This window comes from Telluria sp. LT1R51-2 (genome assembly GCF_059685775.1).
In genome coordinates, this window is the sequence record NZ_JCASIM010000002.1 from 392,392 (window position 1) to 408,124 (window position 15,733).

At 64.7% G+C, this 15,733-nt stretch carries 12 protein-coding genes; 7 read left to right on the plus strand and 5 right to left on the minus strand.

Annotated elements, in window-relative coordinates:
• Nucleotides 1-15: 15 nt before the first annotated feature.
• Nucleotides 16-1,827 carry a DUF885 domain-containing protein gene (locus AC56LH_RS19940; protein ID WP_499649048.1) on the plus strand — a complete coding sequence of 604 codons (1,812 nt, stop codon included), beginning with the start codon at nt 16-18 and terminating at the stop codon, nt 1,825-1,827.
• 51 nt (nt 1,828-1,878) lie between these two features.
• On the opposite strand, the gene AC56LH_RS19945 is transcribed toward AC56LH_RS19940, so the two are convergent.
• The 4 genes from AC56LH_RS19945 to AC56LH_RS19960 are packed head-to-tail and all read right to left on the minus strand — an operon-like array spanning nt 1,879 to nt 6,758.
• Entirely contained in the window at nt 1,879-3,570 is a 1,692-nt protein-coding gene (locus tag AC56LH_RS19945) for a M14 family zinc carboxypeptidase (protein WP_499649050.1), read from the minus strand.
• 27 nt (nt 3,571-3,597) lie between these two features.
• Nucleotides 3,598-5,154 (minus strand): HAMP domain-containing sensor histidine kinase, encoded by a 1,557-nt coding sequence (locus AC56LH_RS19950; protein WP_482896958.1) that lies wholly within the window; start codon nt 5,152-5,154, stop codon nt 3,598-3,600.
• A complete protein-coding gene (locus AC56LH_RS19955; RefSeq protein WP_499649052.1) occupies nt 5,151-6,104 on the minus strand; it encodes a hypothetical protein in 954 nt (317 codons plus the stop codon). Before AC56LH_RS19955 ends, AC56LH_RS19950 begins: the two co-directional genes overlap by 4 nt.
• A 3-nt stretch (nt 6,105-6,107) precedes the next feature.
• Nucleotides 6,108-6,758, minus strand: a complete 651-nt coding sequence (locus AC56LH_RS19960; RefSeq protein ID WP_367612158.1) for a response regulator — start codon at nt 6,756-6,758, stop codon at nt 6,108-6,110.
• Between the two features lie 333 nt (nt 6,759-7,091).
• Between AC56LH_RS19960 and AC56LH_RS19965 the strand changes: the two genes are divergently transcribed.
• The 4 genes from AC56LH_RS19965 to AC56LH_RS19980 all read left to right on the plus strand — a co-directional run bounded on the left by AC56LH_RS19965 (nt 7,092) and on the right by AC56LH_RS19980 (nt 12,786).
• A complete protein-coding gene (locus AC56LH_RS19965) occupies nt 7,092-7,754 on the plus strand; it encodes an energy transducer TonB (RefSeq protein ID WP_499649054.1) in 663 nt (220 codons plus the stop codon).
• Nucleotides 7,755-7,837: 83 nt separating this feature from the next.
• Complete coding sequence (locus tag AC56LH_RS19970) at nt 7,838-10,090, plus strand: M28 family peptidase (RefSeq protein ID WP_499649056.1); 2,253 nt, start codon at nt 7,838-7,840, stop codon at nt 10,088-10,090.
• A 109-nt stretch (nt 10,091-10,199) separates the two neighbouring features.
• Complete coding sequence (locus AC56LH_RS19975) at nt 10,200-11,831, plus strand: M28 family peptidase (protein WP_499649058.1); 1,632 nt, start codon at nt 10,200-10,202, stop codon at nt 11,829-11,831.
• A 103-nt stretch (nt 11,832-11,934) separates the two neighbouring features.
• Nucleotides 11,935-12,786, plus strand: coding sequence for an alpha/beta fold hydrolase (locus AC56LH_RS19980; protein ID WP_499649060.1), 852 nt, complete (start codon nt 11,935-11,937; stop codon nt 12,784-12,786).
• 145 nt (nt 12,787-12,931) lie between these two features.
• On the opposite strand, the gene AC56LH_RS19985 is transcribed toward AC56LH_RS19980, so the two are convergent.
• Nucleotides 12,932-13,537 (minus strand): PEP-CTERM sorting domain-containing protein, encoded by a 606-nt coding sequence (locus AC56LH_RS19985; RefSeq protein WP_499649062.1) that lies wholly within the window; start codon nt 13,535-13,537, stop codon nt 12,932-12,934.
• A gap of 331 nt (nt 13,538-13,868) precedes the next feature.
• Between AC56LH_RS19985 and AC56LH_RS19990 the strand changes: the two genes are divergently transcribed.
• Complete coding sequence (locus AC56LH_RS19990) at nt 13,869-14,894, plus strand: AI-2E family transporter (protein ID WP_499649064.1); 1,026 nt, start codon at nt 13,869-13,871, stop codon at nt 14,892-14,894.
• 208 nt (nt 14,895-15,102) lie between these two features.
• Entirely contained in the window at nt 15,103-15,687 is a 585-nt protein-coding gene (locus AC56LH_RS19995) for a hypothetical protein (protein ID WP_499649066.1), read from the plus strand.
• Nucleotides 15,688-15,733: the final 46 nt, after the last annotated feature.

A 15,733-nucleotide genomic window follows, 5' to 3' on the forward strand; every position in this document is an offset into this window, starting at 1 on the left:
AGGACCTCGAACACGATGAACCCATTCTTCAAAACCGGCGTGCTGGCCACGGCCGCCCTGCTTCTGTGCGCCAGTGCCGGCGCCGCGCCGGTCACGGCCACCGCACCAGCATCGGCATCGGCTGCCGACACCCAGGCCGGCAAGGCCATCAACAAACTGGTCGACGAATACTACGACGCCTACGCACGCTTCGAGCCGGTCTGGGCGACCGAGTCCGGCGACGGCCGCTTCGACGGCCAGCTTGGCCTGCCGATCGCCCCGAAAAACCGCGACGCCCAGTTCGTGCTGTACCGCGGCTACCTGAAGCGCCTGGGCGCGATCCCGCGCGAGCGTCTGAATCCGCGTGACCAGGCCAGCTATGACATCGTCAAGTTCGAGCTAGAGACCGCGCTGCGCCTGGGCGCCTTCCCCGAGCACCTGCTGCCGGTGGACCAGATGTTCAACATGCCGGTCTTCATGGCCAACTACGCCGGCGGCCAGGGCGCGCAGCCGCTCGCCACGCCGCAGGATTACCGCAATTACCTGAGCCGCCTTGACCAGATGGTTGCCTACATCGACCAGGCGATCGCCAATATGCGCGAAGGCGTCAAGCGCGGCGTCGTGCATCCGCGCGAGCCGATGATGTCGCTGCTGCCGCAACTGAAGGCACTGGTCGCGGCCACGCCCGAGGCCAGCATCTTCTACAGCCCGATCAAGGCGCTGCCGGCGGGCTTTTCGAGCGCCGACAAGACCAAGCTGACGGCGTCGTACCGCAAGACGGTGGGCGAGAAGCTCAATCCGGCACTGGCGCGCCTGGCCACGTATGTCGAAAAGGACTATATGCCAGCCACCCGCACGACGGCCGGCTGGGGCGCACTGCCGAACGGCGCCGACTGGTACAAGGCGCGCGTGGCAGCGATGACCACGACGAGCCTGACACCCGAGCAGATCCACGAGATCGGCCAGAAGGAAGTGGCGCGCATCCAGGGCGAGTACGGCAAGATCGGCCCGAAGATGGGGTACACCGGTCCTGCGGCCGGCCTGCCGCGCTGGGTGTCGGAGCAGCCGAAGTACAAGCCGTTCACGTCGGATGCGCAAGTGATCGCGGTGTTCGAGAAGATCGACGCCGACGTGCGCACCAAGCTGCCGAAGCTGTTCTCGCTGATGCCGAAGGCGCCGCTCGAAGTGCGCCTGGAACCGGAACTGACGCGCGAGACGGCGTCGGACCATTACTCGTCACCAGCCGCCGATGGTTCGCGCCCCGGCGTGTTCTGGTCGGTGGTGAACGATCCGACCAAGTACGGCAGCACCGGCATGGTCACGCTGTACCTGCATGAAGGCCAGCCGGGCCACCACTTCCACATCGCGCTGACCCAGGAGCTGGGCCTGCCGAACTTCCGCAAGTTTGGCGGCAACACGGCGTTCACCGAAGGCTGGGCGCTGTACGCCGAAACGCTGGGCAAGGAGATGGGCCTGTTCGACAAGCCGGAAGATTATTTCGGCCACCTGAACGACGAGATGCTGCGCGCCGCACGCCTGGTGGTCGACACCGGGATGCATACCAAGGGCTGGAGCCGCGATCAATCGATCACGTACTTCCGGGAGACGCTGGGCTACTCGGAACTGGAAGCACGCGCCCAGATCGAGCGCTATATGGTGATGCCGGGCCAGGCGCTGGCGTACAAGATCGGCGCCCTGAAGATCATGGAACTGCGTCAGCGCGCGCAGGCAGCACTGGGTGACAAGTTCAACCTGCCGGCATTCCACCGCGTGGTGCTCGATGAAGGCACGCTGCCGCTGGCAGTGCTGGAAGCGAAGGTCGATCGCTGGATTGCAGCGTCGAAGTAACACCGGTACGGTGGACGGCCAGGCCGTCCACCGTATTGTTCAACGCGCTGTTCAACGCTCGATCATAAACACCGGATACCGGCGCCATTCCGGCTCGCGGTAGCGCGCGCAGTTGGCGAAGATGAAGTCCAGCACCGCTTCCTGATTGGTCAGCAGCGCTGGATTCTCACTCTTCCACTGTTCAAACTTCGCCGCCAGCGCCGGCTCCTGCACCAGCAGCCGCTCGGCCTCGTCCTCGAACACATACTCCGAATACGCTTCCTTCTTTTCCAGCACGCTGTTGAAGAAGCCCCAGCGGAAGAAGCTGTCGTGCGCCAGCGGCTCGAGCGTCTCGACCGCGTAGCGCGCATTGTCCTGGTCCAGTGGCACCAGAATGTCCCCCGCACGCAGCTGCACGCTGGCGTGACGCCGTTCGAGCACCACGTCGTCATGGAACATGTGGCCTTCGTACGCGCTCGGGCGCGAGGTCACGCTGTCGATCTGGTAGTACGCGACCTGCTGCATGCGGTCGGCCTCGATGCGCTCCATGCGCACGCCATTCCATTCCAGGCGCTCGATCGCTTCGCGCCACTGCTGCGGCACCACGTACGCCTGCGGCGCCGGCACGCTCGCATCCACCGGGAAGCGGTTGTAGTAGGCGATATCGCGTTCCCAGACGCTGCTGCGGTCGTAGTACAGGCGCGCATAGTCGCCCAGCACGCTCTTTTTATACCTGGCTTCATACCCTTTGAAACGGAAGCTCGACGGATTGGCTTCGTCCATCTTCCAGCGCACCGGCCACTCGGCTTGCGTGCGGCCCGCATCCTTCGCCGCGCGGCGCAGCGCCTGGATGCGCGGGGCATTCTGCACGGTGAAGGCCAGTGCGACGTCGACCAATGCGCGCATCGATTCGTAGCGGTCCCGGAACGGCTTGAGCATGTGCGTTTCGGGCATGAAGCCGATCGTGTGGTGCAGCGCCGCGTAGCCGGTCGAGAAGCGCGCGGTTTCCAGGAATTCGGCGATGCCGTGGTCCGGGCTGTCCTGCACCGGGTTCACGTACGGGCAGGTCGGCCAGCCGCGCGCATCCATCCCGGCGTACATCGCGGGCAGCATCTCGGCGCGCAAAAATTCGCCCAGGCCACCACCGAGCTTGTCGGCCTGCGTGTGGATCAGCGTCATCGTGTAGCTGTAGTCGGCGCCGTTGGACGTGTGGGTATCGACCATCACGTCCGGGTCCCAGGCCGTGAACAATTCGTTGAACACGCGCGCCGTCAGCGTGTCGCACTTGACGAAGTCGCGGTTCAGGTCAAGGTGGCGGCTGTTGCCACGGAAGCCGAACTGCTCCGGCCCGTCCTGGTTCACGCGCGACGTGTCGGCGCGGTTGAAGGCGCCGTCGACGTTGTACAGCGGGACGAACAGGAACACGGTCGTGCCCAGCGCATGCAAACGTTCAGGCTCCAGGCAAAAGTCACGCACCAGCGCCATGCAGCCATCGACGCCTTCCGGCTCGCCCGGGTGGATGCCATTGTTGTTGAAGAAGACCGCGCGCCCGGCGGCCTTGATCGCGGCGCGGTCGAACACGCCGTCGCTGCTGACCACACCGGCGTGGATCGGCACACCGGCATCGGACACGCCCACCTGTTCGAAGCGCAGCACGGCCGGATACTGGCGCGCGAGGTCGTGATACCAGGCGATGCAGTCGGCCCAGGTAGTGGTCTGGTTCAGGTTGCCTTGTTCATAGGGCGTGAGGGGTGCAGTAGCCATGGTGTTCTTCTCTGGTAGAGGTAATGCTTACAGGATGACGCCGGGCGGTGTGGCAGGCGCAGTCGCGGCGGGCGCAGTGGACGCGGTCGGCGCCGGCGGCGCCAGCGTCAATGGCAGGGCGATAGCGACGTCGGTGCCTTCGCCGGGGCTCGAGCGCACCTCGATCGTGCCGTGCAGCGCGTAGGCGCGCTCGCGCATGCCGATGATGCCGATGCCTTCGGAGGCGCTGGCCGTGTCGAAGCCGGCGCCGTCATCGACCACGCGGATGCGCAGCATGCCCTTGCCTTCGTCGAGCAGCAGGCTGACGTGCGCCGAGCGCGCCGCGGCGTGTTTCATGACGTTCGACAGCGCCTCCTGCACGATGCGGTAGGCCGAAATGGCCAGCTCGTTGGACAGGCGCGCGAAGTCGCCTTCGCTGTGCAGGTCGAAGCGGCAGCCGGACGTGGTGTCGTAGTGGCGCACCATCTCTTCGACCGCGCCGTGCAGGCCGAGCATGTCGAGCACCTCGGGCCGCAGGCGGCGCACCAGGCGCCGGCCGTTGGCGTACAGGTCGAGCGCGAGCTTGGTGATGGCTTCGGACTTGCGCTTGATTTCCACCACCTCGGGACCGGCAGGCGCCTTGGCCGCCAGCAGGCCGATCGCCTGCGCCTCGAGGCGCGCCGCGATCAGCGACGCATTGAGTTCGTCGTGGATTTCGACCGCGATGCTCTTGCGCTCGTCCTCGATGATCTCATTCACCTTCTGGATCAGTTTGCGCTTGTCGGCGTCGGCGCGCAGCGCTTCGTTGCGCGAAGCGAGCAGGTCGCGCGTGCGCTCGGCCACCTTGTTTTCGAGGTCGCGCTTGGATTCGCCCAGCGCCAGCGACATCTCGCCGATCGACGACTGCAGCTCGCCGATCTCGCCGCCGGTGGTGACCGGCGGATGGACGCGGAAGTTACCGCCCCGGATCTGGCGCAGCGTGCCGATCGCCTCGCGCAGCGGCACGATCAGCGAGCGCGCCAGCACCCAGGCCAGGATGCCGCTGGCGGCCAGCGCCAGCGCCGCCATCGACAGTTCGATCTGGAAGCGGTCGGTCTGCTTGGCCATCATGTTCGCCGGCGACATCGTCACCCGCACCCAGCCCACCACTTCGGTGGTGAGCGTGGGCGGACGCGAATCGCTCGACGCCGACACGTGCGGCGTGCCGTTGTCCGAGAACAGGTTGATCCACACGACCTGCTTGCGGATCGGCGCTTCGTAGTAGTGGGACTGGGCGTCCAGCGCCGACTCGGACACCACGCGCACGGCCGCGCGCCCGCTGCCGTCGATGACGTCGACGCGGTAGATGCTGCGGTCGGACTGCACCAGGCCATTGATGGTCAGGCGCAGGTCGGACAGGTTGCCCGAGATGACGTTGTACTCGGACGTCTCGGACAACGCGCGTGCCAGGATGCGGCCACGCTCGGCCAGTTCTTCGGCCACCTGGGCGCGGTGCGCGTACCACGAGTACCAGACGAAGGATGTAAACAGCAGGATCACCGGCAGCATCGTGATGACGGCCATGCGCCGTCCGACACCCCAGCCGCGCCAGAAACGCAGGTTCATCGCGCCGCCGGCACCGGTGCCGGCCGGGCGAAGTTGCGCGCGGCGTCTGTCAGGCGCAGGTCGAGCGAACTGGCCACGCCTTCATTGATGATCGTGCGGAAGTAGCGCGGGAACTGCGGCGCCGGCAGTTCGCCGGTGCGCACAAAATCGGCCGTGATCTCGGCCACCTGGGCGTTGATTTCTTCGACTTCTGAATACGTGGTCGCCAGCGCACCCACCTTGACCATGTCGGCCGAGAAGCCGATCACGCCCTGCTTGCGGCGGTAGGTCGAGAGCAGGATGTTGCGCACGTTTTCGGCGTTGTAGATATCGCTGTCGGGCAGCGCCAGCAGTGTTTCTGCCCGCGTCATGCTGCCCAGCGTGTGATTCAGGTCGTCGCCCGGCGTGAACATCTGGATCTCGGCGGCGTCGTGCAGCACCGGGCGCAGGAAGGCGGTGTCGGGACCGAGCAGCACGCCCACGCGCACCGGACGACCGTACAGGAGTTCGGCCAGGCGCATCTGGTCGTTCGGCGCCGGCTCGGCGTACACCGCCGTGATGGCCGCGCGGCGTGGCTTGGGCAGGCGCGCCGTCAGGCCACGCCACACCTGGCTGGATGTATAGGCCGAAATGACGACGCAATCGCAGCGCCGCGACAGCGCATCGCGCAGGGCGGTCGGGCCGACCGCGATATACAGCATGCGGCGCTTCTGCGCGAGCTCGGTGCGAAACGCGGCAAAGGTCGGCACCAGGCGCTTGTACAGGTCGTCGACGATGCGGTGCGTGACCGCGCTGTCGTCACCGGTGATGATCTGGAAGCGGTAGCCCTGCACTTCTTCGCGTTCGCGCTCGGTTTGCTGGGCCTGGACGGCATGGGCGCCGGTGGCGGCCAGTGTCAATGTCAGCGCGATCAGCGGAGCCAGCGAACGCGCACGTGAAGCGTTCTGCATCCGGCGCAGGAGATTGGCCATCGCTTACGGCTCGATCAGGCCGTGCTTGACGGCCAGCAGCGTGATGCTGGCCTGACGGTGCACGCCCAGCTTCTCTTTGATCGACTGGCTGATATTGCTGATGGTCTTGGTCGACAGATCGAGCCGCTCGGCGATTTCGGCATTGGTCATGCCCTCGGCCATGAACTTGAAGATTTCCAGGCCGCGCTCGTCGAGCTGCGACTGCGGCGTGACTTCGCCGCGCACGGCCATGCTGGCCAGGCGCGACGCGATGTGCGGCAGGAAGTACAGCTTGCCCTCGTGCGCGTGACGCACGGCGGTGGCCAGGTCGGCCGGATCGCAATCCTTGGTGACGAAGGCGTGGGCGCCGAGGCGGTAGGTTTCCTTGATCAGACTATCCTGGTCAAACTGGCTGAGAAAAACGATCTTGGCCGCCGGGTCGGACTTCAGGATGGCCTGCGCCGCATCCATGCCCGTCAGCTCGGTGCCAAAGCGCATGTCGAGCACGGCGACGTCGGGCTGCTCGGCCGCGTACAGCGCGGTGGCTTCGCTCGGGGTCTTGGCCTGGCCCACCACCTGCATGCCAGCCGCTTCGAGCGACATGGCGAAACCGGTCATGACGATGGGGTGATCGTCGGCCAGCATGACGCGGATGGGTTTGTTCTGTTCTGCCAATTTGTTCTCCTGGCGCGGGGGCCTGTGGTGCACATGCGTTGCGCGTGCGGTGCCTGAGTGCGGCATGCACGACCGGGACAATGGGCCCCGGGATAGAGGGGAATTATTTCACACAACGGGCGGGGAAGCGATGGGTAAAAGGGCGGATAACGCATGCAATATGCGCTGAGGCGGCGCATTGGCTGGGCATGCCCGGAACATCATCGCACTCTAAACCACCCAAGAATAGAACTCAAATTACTTCACAATAGCTTTGCAAATTGCTAGGCTCTAGCATATATTGATTCCATCAGCGGTAGATATGCATCCTTCAACAATCACCGGGAGGTCGATATGCATGGTTCTTACATCCACGATGGCGCCAGCGGCAAAGCTGGCAAGTTTGTCCTCGTCGCCGGTCTGCACGTGCTCGTTGCGATGGGCGTCGTGCACGTCATGAATGCGAAGACGATCTCGCTGCCCGCCATTTTTGACGATCCCATGGTGTGGATGACTCCCGAGATACCGCAACCGTCGCCGCCACCCGAACCACCCAGGCCGCAAGTCCGGTCGGCGCCGCCCGACATCGTGGTGCCGAAGGTCGAGGTCGAGATTGCCGCGCCGCCGCCCCAAGCTGCGGTCCAGGCCAGCACCGAGCCAGCGCCAGAGCCGGCCCCGCCGCTGCAAACAGAAGCGCCACCGGCGCCAGCCACCCAGCCATCGACTAGCAATGGCCTGCTGCGCAGCGCCGTGCTGGCCGACGCCAGTGGCTGCGCCAAGCCTGCGTATCCGGTGCGCGCCGCGCGCAATGGCGACACCGGCACAGTGACGCTGGCGCTGCTGGTCGGCGCCGATGGACGCGTACAGGATGCGCGCGTCCAGTCGTCGAGTGGCTCGCGGGAGCTAGATCGCGCCGCCATCAACGCTTTGATCACATGCACATTCCGGCCCGCGATGCAGGGCGGCGTCGCCGAAGCCGGATGGGCGAAGCTCGCCTATGTCTGGACACTCGAGTAACCAGGACCGACCCTCTTTCGCCCGCCCCTCTTGATCCGGCGGGCTTTTTTTCGCCCTTATGACAGGTGCATGGAGAACAACCGATGGATGCCGTCCGCGCCGTAACACCAGCTTTCCATATCACGGGTTTCAGACATGCCCTTGCCGGCGCTGTCGCACTGGCCGCCCTCGTCGTTCTGGGCTGGCTGGCGCTGGCCCCGCCCGACGTACCGGCGCCCGTCGCATCGGTCGCGTCCCCTGCGTGGGCCGCGCGCGCGAACGAACATCAGCGGGCACTGGCAGCCAGCCCCCGTTCGATCGGCGGCAGCGACAATGCGCACGCGCGCGCCTATCTGGTGACGCAACTGCGCGCGATGGGACTGGCGCCTGTCGTGCAGCGCGCCACCGTACGCACCTCGGTCACGCGGCTGTTCGGCGGCATTCACCACACGATCGGGGTCGTGCATAACGTCGTCGTGACGATTCCGGGCAGCGCGCCCGATGCTGCGCGGCGCCCCGCCCTGCTGCTGGCAACGCACTACGACAGCGGCGCGGCGCCGCGTGATGCCCTGCTAGGTGCGGCCACCGTCAGCGCGCTGCTCGAAACCGCCCGCGCATTGCGCGCGGCCCCGCCGGCCAACGATATCGTGCTGCTGTTTGCCGACGGCGAGCGGGTTGGCATGCTGGGGTCCCGAGGATTTGTCGAACAGCACCCGCTGGCCCGCCGCATCGGCATGGCGCTCCGGTTCGATGGCGCCGTCGACGGCCCGCTACGCATGCTGGAGGCGAGCGGCGCGGGTGCACCGGCGCTGGCGGGCTCGATGCGGGCGGCGCCCGAGCTGCGCGGCGCATCCGCGAACGCGACGCTGGCATGGCTGCTGGGCGACGCGCCCCATATCGGCCCACTGACCCGGCTCGATGCGCCGGTGCTGCTATTCGGGGGCGGCGAGCCACGCGCGACCGACACCCCGCCGCGTCAGTTGGGCGACGCGATGCTGCGCCTGGCCCGCGCCTACGGTGCGGCGCCATTGGCACCGGGCCGCCAGGCAGCGCACGTCTACTTTGCATTGCAGATCATCGGGCCCGTCCACCATGCGGCGTGGCTGGTGTGGGTGCCGGCGATCCTGTCCTGCCTGATGCTGGCGCGCGCATGGCGCGGACAGTTCGGCCAGGACGGCGTGCTGGACGCAGCGCAGGGCGCGTTCGGCGTGTGCTTCCTGCTGCTCGTGGTACGCGTGGGCACCTGGAGCTGGGACAGCGAGCTGGCCGCCGCCGGCCTGGCCGGTGAGCACCGCCTGCCTTTGATCGTTGCCGTCGTCACGGCCTGCGTCTTCGCGGCCGGCTTGTACCTGCTGCGTCGCAGTGTGGGCACGGCCGCGACGGTGCTCGGCGCGCTGGCCTGGCCGACGCTGGTACTGCTCTTCGCCGCGGTGTTCCTGCCAACGCTCGCCCCGCTGCTGGCCTGGCCGCTGGTGGCAGCGCTCGGCGCCTTCACGCTGCTGCATACGCATTGGGGCGAACAGCAAGGCCCAAATATACGCCTGCTGGTGCTGCTGGCCGGCCTGGCGCCGGCCGCGAGCCTGCTCCCGCCGGCGCTGCGCGATGCCTGGATCCTGCTTGCACCGGGCCACATGCATGTCCCGCCGATGTTGATGGCGCTGCCCATGCTGTGCTTTGCCAGCCCGCTGCTGATGCTGCGCAGCAGAGCCGCCGTGACGGGCGCGCTGGCACTGGCGCTGGCCGCCTGCCTGGCACTGCCGGATGGCGCGGTGGCGCCACATGGGCCAGCGGTCGCCCCCGCGAACCTCGAGGGGCTGGTCTATTACAAGGACATGAACTCGTGGCGCGCCTACTGGCTGCTGCCGCAGCAGCCGCTCGCCGACTGGCGCCGCGATCTGTTCCCAGGCCGCGCCAGGCCGACCGTCTTCGTCGAAGTCTTTGGCCTGCGCAGCGCGCCCCAGTGGTACGCCGTCGCGCCGCGCGACGACGCGATCGCGTTCCCCGAGTGCTTCATCCTGCGCAACCACGTCGGGAATGTACGGCTGGCCAGATTCACGGTGCGCTCGGCCAATCGCGCCCCGCATATCGCCTTGGCCATGCACGGCACCAAGGCGCTGCGCTCGCGCGTCGACGGCGTGACGCTCAGTGATAAGGAAAGCGCATGGTCGCTGTCGCTGTACGGGATGCAGGACCGGATGCTGCAGCTGGAGATTGAAAGTGAGCCCAACGAGATCTTCGCCATCACGGTGCAGGAACACATGCCCGGCCTGCCACGGCATCTCTTGCCAGCGGACCGGCAAGGCGTAGCGCCGCAGCTGGGCACGACGATGTCGACCGATATCCTGCGGTTTTACTGACAAGTTGTCATAAAATGGCCGCGCGCGCCACGAGTGCGCCCTTCCCGATGAATGGCTTGATTAACCATGCAGCGTCAACTTCGCGGCATTCACTTCGTAGCAGGACTCCATGCACAAGATCGTCTCTTCCCTCATCCTCTCCGCTCTCGCCGGCAGCCTCGCGCTGGCCTTCCCGACCCATGCCCAGACCAGAGCCAAGGCCACCGTCCAGGAAGCGCCGCTGCGCGCGCACATGGCGTTCCTGTCGTCCGACGCACTTGAAGGCCGCGGCACTGGCCAGCGCGGCGGCGAGCTGACCGTCACGTATCTTGAAACGCAAGCTGCCGCCGTGGGCCTGAAACCCGGCAACGGCAAGAGCTTCCGCCAGCCGGTCAAAATCGCCGGCGTGCGCTCGCTGCCCGAGAAGAGCAATGTCGGCATCGTCGCCAACGGCAAGGCCGTGCCGCTGCAGTTCGGCGCGGACTGGGTCTGGGGCCCGGGCGATGGCAAGGCCGATCACACGCTCGACGCCGAGATGGTTTTCGTCGGCTACGGCATCGTGGCGCCGGAAGAAAAATGGGATGACTTCAAGGGCATGGACGTCAAGGGCAAGGTGATCGTGATGATGGTGAACGATCCGGCGCCGACCGCCGCCGAAGCAAACCGCTTCAACGGCGCGGGCCTGACCTACTACGGTCGCTGGACCTACAAGCTCGAAGAAGCGGCGCGCCAGGGCGCAGCCGGTGTCCTGCTGATCCACACCGATGCATCGGCCTCGTATGGCTGGAGCGTGGTGCAGAACAGCTGGGCCAACGCCGAGCGCTTCCAGCTCACCGAAGGTAAAGTGGGCAGCGGCCTGCAGGGCTGGATGACCGACGATACGGCGCGCAAGGTGTTCGCAGCCGCCGGCCAGGATCTGGACAAGCTGCGCGCCGCCGCTGAAGACAAGAACTTCAAGCCGGTTGCACTGAATGCCCGCGTCAAGGGCGAGGCGCGCGCGCAGGTGCGCACGCTCGAAGAATTCAACGTGGCCGGCGTCGTGCCGGGTACCGATCCGAAGCTGAAAGACGAAGTGGTGATCTACTCGGCGCACTGGGATCACATGGGCAAGCAAGGCACTGAGGGCGACACCATCTTCAACGGCGCCGTCGACAACGCATCGGGTACCGGCGCGCTGCTGGCAATGGCCGCCGAAGCAGTGAAGAACCCGGCCAAGCGCAGCCAGATGTTCCTGTGGGTCGGCGCCGAAGAGCAAGGCCTGCTGGGCAGCGCCGCCTACGTGGCCGCGCCCCTGTGGCCGATCGCCAGGACCGCCGCCAACCTGAACCTCGATAGCCTGAACTGGGTCGGCCTGGTCAAGGACGTCAGCGTGCCGGGCAGCGAGCGCACCGAACTGGGCGCGATGGCGGCCACGGTGGCCAAGTCGATGGGCCTGGTGATTGCACCAAGCAAGCCGGATCTGGGCGGCGGCTACTTCCGCAGCGACCACTTCAGCTTCGCCAAGGCCGGCGTACCCGCCTTCTCGGTCGGCGCCGGCAGCAGCTGGGTGAAAGACGTCGACGCGAACAACGCCAAGGCCAAGACCTACCGCGCCAAATACCACCAGGTGGGCGACGAATACGATCCGAGCTGGGATCTGTCGGGCATGGTGCAGCAGGCGCAGTTCACGCTGAACCTGGGCCGCGCGGTGGCCGATGCGCCGAAGATGCCGGCCTGGAAAGCGGGCGACCCGTTCGGCAAGGCACGCGAAACGGCGAAATAATTCGCTTGGGTAGCAGGACCTGAACGGGCTGGCGTGCATGACGAGTGCGCGCCAGCCCGTTTCTCGTTGTAGCATCACGCCATCGAGCGATGAAAGGCATGTAATGCAGGAGAACGAACTGACGCTGGGCGATGGCCGGGTGCTGCACTATTACGACTGGAAGCCGGAGTTCGAGGAAGCCGAGCTGACCGTATTCTGGCACCACGGCACGCCAAACATCGGCAAGCCGCCCGCCCCGCTGTTTGCTGCCGCACTCGAAATGGGCATCCGCTGGATCGGCTACGACCGGCCCGGCTACGGCGGCTCGAGCGCGAAGAGCGGCCGCGATGTCGCCTCGTGCGCCGAAGACGTCGCGCGCATCGCCGACCAGCTAGGGATCGAGCACTTCGCCGTGATGGGGCATTCGGGCGGCGGGCCGCACGCGCTGGCCTGCGCCGCGCTGCTGCCCAAGCGCGTCATCGCCGCCGTCAGCATCGCGGGCCTGGCGCCGTTCGATGCGGCACGCCTGGACTGGTTTAATGGGATGACGGCATCGGGCGCGGCAGCGCTGCGGGCCGCTGCGCAGGGGCATGCGGCCAAGGTGCAGCACGAAGGGCTCAATCAGGAATTCGATCGCGAGATGTTCACGCCCGAGGACTGGGCCGAGCTGTCGGGCACCTGGTCGTGGTTCGACAGCGTGGTCCGGCCGGCGCTCAGCGAAGGCCCGGGAGGCCTGATCGACGACGACCTGGCGTATGTCGCGCCATGGGGCTTCGATTGCGCGCGCATCGTGCAGCCGGTGCTGCTGGTGCATGGGGCGCAGGACCGCGTGGTGCCATGTGCGCATAGCGAGTGGCTGGCGCGCAGCTGCCGCTCGGCGCGGCTGTGGCAGCGGCCGGATGACGGACATATCTCGGTGTTGAACAGCGCAGCGTCGGCGCTGGCGTGGTTGCGGGAACAGGCCAGCGACGGATAAAACGGCGCTTGAAAACGCCGACGTCAGACGCTCGATACACCAGCTGTCACGTCAGCGTCGCAGATTTCACGATCGACAAGCGCTGACCAGTGCATGGTCTCGACAGCAGACGAGTGCTGCTATCGGGACCACCAGTGGAAAAGGATCAGATCGACTTGCGGCGGCGAGCAGCAGCCAGACCAGCCAGACCAAGACCCAACAGCATGCTGCTGGCTGGTTCGGGAACGTCAGCCTGGATCGGGGCGAAGTTGTAGTTCAGGATGGACAACGCTTGCGTCCAGTTACCTTCGCCAGTAGCGAAGCCATTGCTGAAGCTGATTGAACTGATACCACCAGTACCAAACTGCAGTGCAGTAATCAAATCGCGGGTCGCAAGTGCGCCAGTCTCAAGAAGCTGATTGTTGGCGTCGTATGTAAACCATGCATTGAGGCCGTTGTAACCTTCATTGTCGAAATTGAACGATAGTGCATCGACTGCAGAAGTAAATTTGATGTTGATGAACTGAGCGGTTGGGTATTGGCCATTAGTCGGGCTGTTCGACAGGCCACCAGCGATGGAAGTGGGGTCGGTATAGTAGGCAATGGTCGGCGCACCTGAAGCATTGCCGCCGCTGAGCGAAGCAGTGAAATCCTGGTACTGGTTCGTCACAGCCGTTCCAATCGCTAAGGTACGGAAATCGACAGTAGTGGCGTGTGCGCTCAGACTGGCAACGGCGAAGAAAAGGCTGGCGACAACTAATTTGATTTTCATTATGGGTTTCCGGTTTTGGATTAAATTGCAACAAAATTACTTATAGCAATCTTTATGCCAGTAGGAAATTAACAAGCAAATACAGACACTTACCAAAAATCAATTTTTGTAGGACTAGTCCTATGTAAAGTTTACCGACAGTTACTTTCTTGTATTCCACCACGGCATATGCGGTAAGTAATCCACTGCGAATCACCACACTCAACTATTTCTTTGAGCAACTTTGAAGAAGACTGTTATTGCCGTTGAGCTCTTGCCAAGTGGCACGTCCATTCATCCGCCCGACCTACGACAAGCCCAGCTGGCAAATGCGCTTCGCTAACAGGATTTCATGACCACTTATAAATTCAACCTTCCGCGCGACGCCGCGACCGCGATCTTCGTCGTTTGCCTGCTTCTAGCCCTGATGCTGCACGCGGTACCAGCGCTGCTGGCCGGCCTTCTGGCATTCGTGCTCACGCGCGGCCTGCTGAGCGTCCTGCGCACGCGTGACCTGTACAAAAAGCTGCGCTCGCATGAATTCATTGCCAGCTTCGTGGTCGGCCTGGGGTCGATCGCTGTGCTCGCCATCATCAGCGTTCTGGTGGTCCGGTTGCTCGAGGGCGAATCGTTGCGTGCGTTCTCGCTGAAGGTGGCCGAGACGATCACGCAGATCAAGCAGTTCCTGCCGCCGGCGCTGGCCGAGTACGTGCCGCAATCACTCTTCGAGATGCGCGAACTGGCGTCGGACACCCTGAAAGAGCATGTCAATGCGGTCGCGGGCATTGGCTCGGGCATCCTGCGCAGCCTGCTGTTGACCGTGATCGGCTGGATCACGGGGGTACTTGCCGCGGTGAGCATTACCGTCACACCGACCGACGAAACAAGACATTCCGTGTTCTACAGGACCTGGCACCGTCACTGGAGCATGCTGGCTACCGCTTTCAGGAACGTGGCCTGGGCCCAGACCAAGATTGCCGCCATCAACGCCACACTGACGGGGGTGTACCTGTTAGCCGTGATGCCGGCACTGGGCTGGAATCTGCCCTACGTCAAGACCCTCATCCTGGCGACGTTCCTCTTTGGTCTGCTGCCCGTCGTGGGCAATATCGTGTCGAACACCCTGATCTGCACGATCGCGCTGAGTGTCGCGTTTCCGGCCGCCGTTATTTCAGCAGTGTTCCTCCTCGTCATCCACAAGCTGGAATATTTCCTGAGCGCGCGGATTCAGGGTCATCGCATCGGCGCGAAAGTCTGGGAACTGCTCATCGTGCTGTTCGCGTTCGAAATCATGTTCGGCCCCGCTGGCATGGTTGCCGCGCCGGTGATCTACGCGTTCGTCAAAGCCGAGTTGAAGCGGATTCGCTGGTTGAACTGACGCTGGGCTACCTGGCGTCAACCATTAAAATTGTTGTAATAATCTCTTGTCTTGGTTTACCAACTTGCGAATTTGGTTGGGCCAATCTAGAATCGATGAACCGGTTAGGCGCGATGCATCGTCCGGTGGCCTGACGCATCAACCAGATCGGCACGGGCTCTGACATCGAGCCTTCTTCGCAGTTAAAAAAAACCAAGCCGGAGACATCTTGAAAACCAACTATCTACTGCAAGCCCTTGCGCTCGTCGCACTGGGCCAGGGGGCCGTGCACGCGGCGCCCGTGATGCTGCAAGACGCCAGCATCACCGCCACCTACAACGGCGCCGCCGACGGCATGCTCGGACTGGATCACGGCTTCGCGGCCGAACCGGGCTCCAATACCAGCAAGCTCGATCCTACCGACACCGGCGTGGAGTTCTTCACGTCGGATTTCCTGTTCGGGATCGACTTTTCCGCTGACGGCATGCTGACCGTGATCGCCAACTATGCCGTCGCGCCCGGCGATTACAGCATGCGTTTCGATCTTGGCGGCGCATTGCCAGTCACGGCGTTCACATTGACCGGCGCCAGCGGGGTCACTGGCATTCCAGGCCTGTCGATCATCGACAGTCACACGATCGCGCTCGACCTGAGCGGAGTCGACTGGAGCGAATTCGGTTCACTGAGCGCGCGCCTCGAAACCGGTACGGCGGTGGCGGTGCCTGAACCCGGCGCGCCCGCAATCCTGCTGGGCGGCCTGACTGCACTCGCGCTCGTGCAAAACGGACGCAACGGACGCAAACCACGCGCCTGACCTCGCGTCTCTCGCCATGCAACGACAGTCCGGCAGCGCTTCAAGC

Excerpts from the sequence above, each read along its gene's own strand:
- AC56LH_RS19975 (WP_499649058.1), top strand. The coding sequence starts at position 10,200 with ATGCACAAGATCGTCTCTTCCCTCATCCTCTCCGCTCTCGCCGGCAGC.
- AC56LH_RS19940 (WP_499649048.1), top strand. The coding sequence starts at position 16 with ATGAACCCATTCTTCAAAACCGGCGTGCTGGCCACGGCCGCCCTGCTT.
- AC56LH_RS19980 (WP_499649060.1), top strand. The coding sequence starts at position 11,935 with ATGCAGGAGAACGAACTGACGCTGGGCGATGGCCGGGTGCTGCACTAT.
- AC56LH_RS19990 (WP_499649064.1), top strand. The coding sequence starts at position 13,869 with ATGACCACTTATAAATTCAACCTTCCGCGCGACGCCGCGACCGCGATC.
- AC56LH_RS19985 (WP_499649062.1), bottom strand. The coding sequence starts at position 13,537 with ATGAAAATCAAATTAGTTGTCGCCAGCCTTTTCTTCGCCGTTGCCAGT.
- AC56LH_RS19965 (WP_499649054.1), top strand. The coding sequence starts at position 7,092 with ATGCATGGTTCTTACATCCACGATGGCGCCAGCGGCAAAGCTGGCAAG.
- AC56LH_RS19950 (WP_482896958.1), bottom strand. The coding sequence starts at position 5,154 with ATGAACCTGCGTTTCTGGCGCGGCTGGGGTGTCGGACGGCGCATGGCC.
- AC56LH_RS19970 (WP_499649056.1), top strand. The coding sequence starts at position 7,838 with ATGGATGCCGTCCGCGCCGTAACACCAGCTTTCCATATCACGGGTTTC.
- AC56LH_RS19955 (WP_499649052.1), bottom strand. The coding sequence starts at position 6,104 with ATGGCCAATCTCCTGCGCCGGATGCAGAACGCTTCACGTGCGCGTTCG.
- AC56LH_RS19945 (WP_499649050.1), bottom strand. The coding sequence starts at position 3,570 with ATGGCTACTGCACCCCTCACGCCCTATGAACAAGGCAACCTGAACCAG.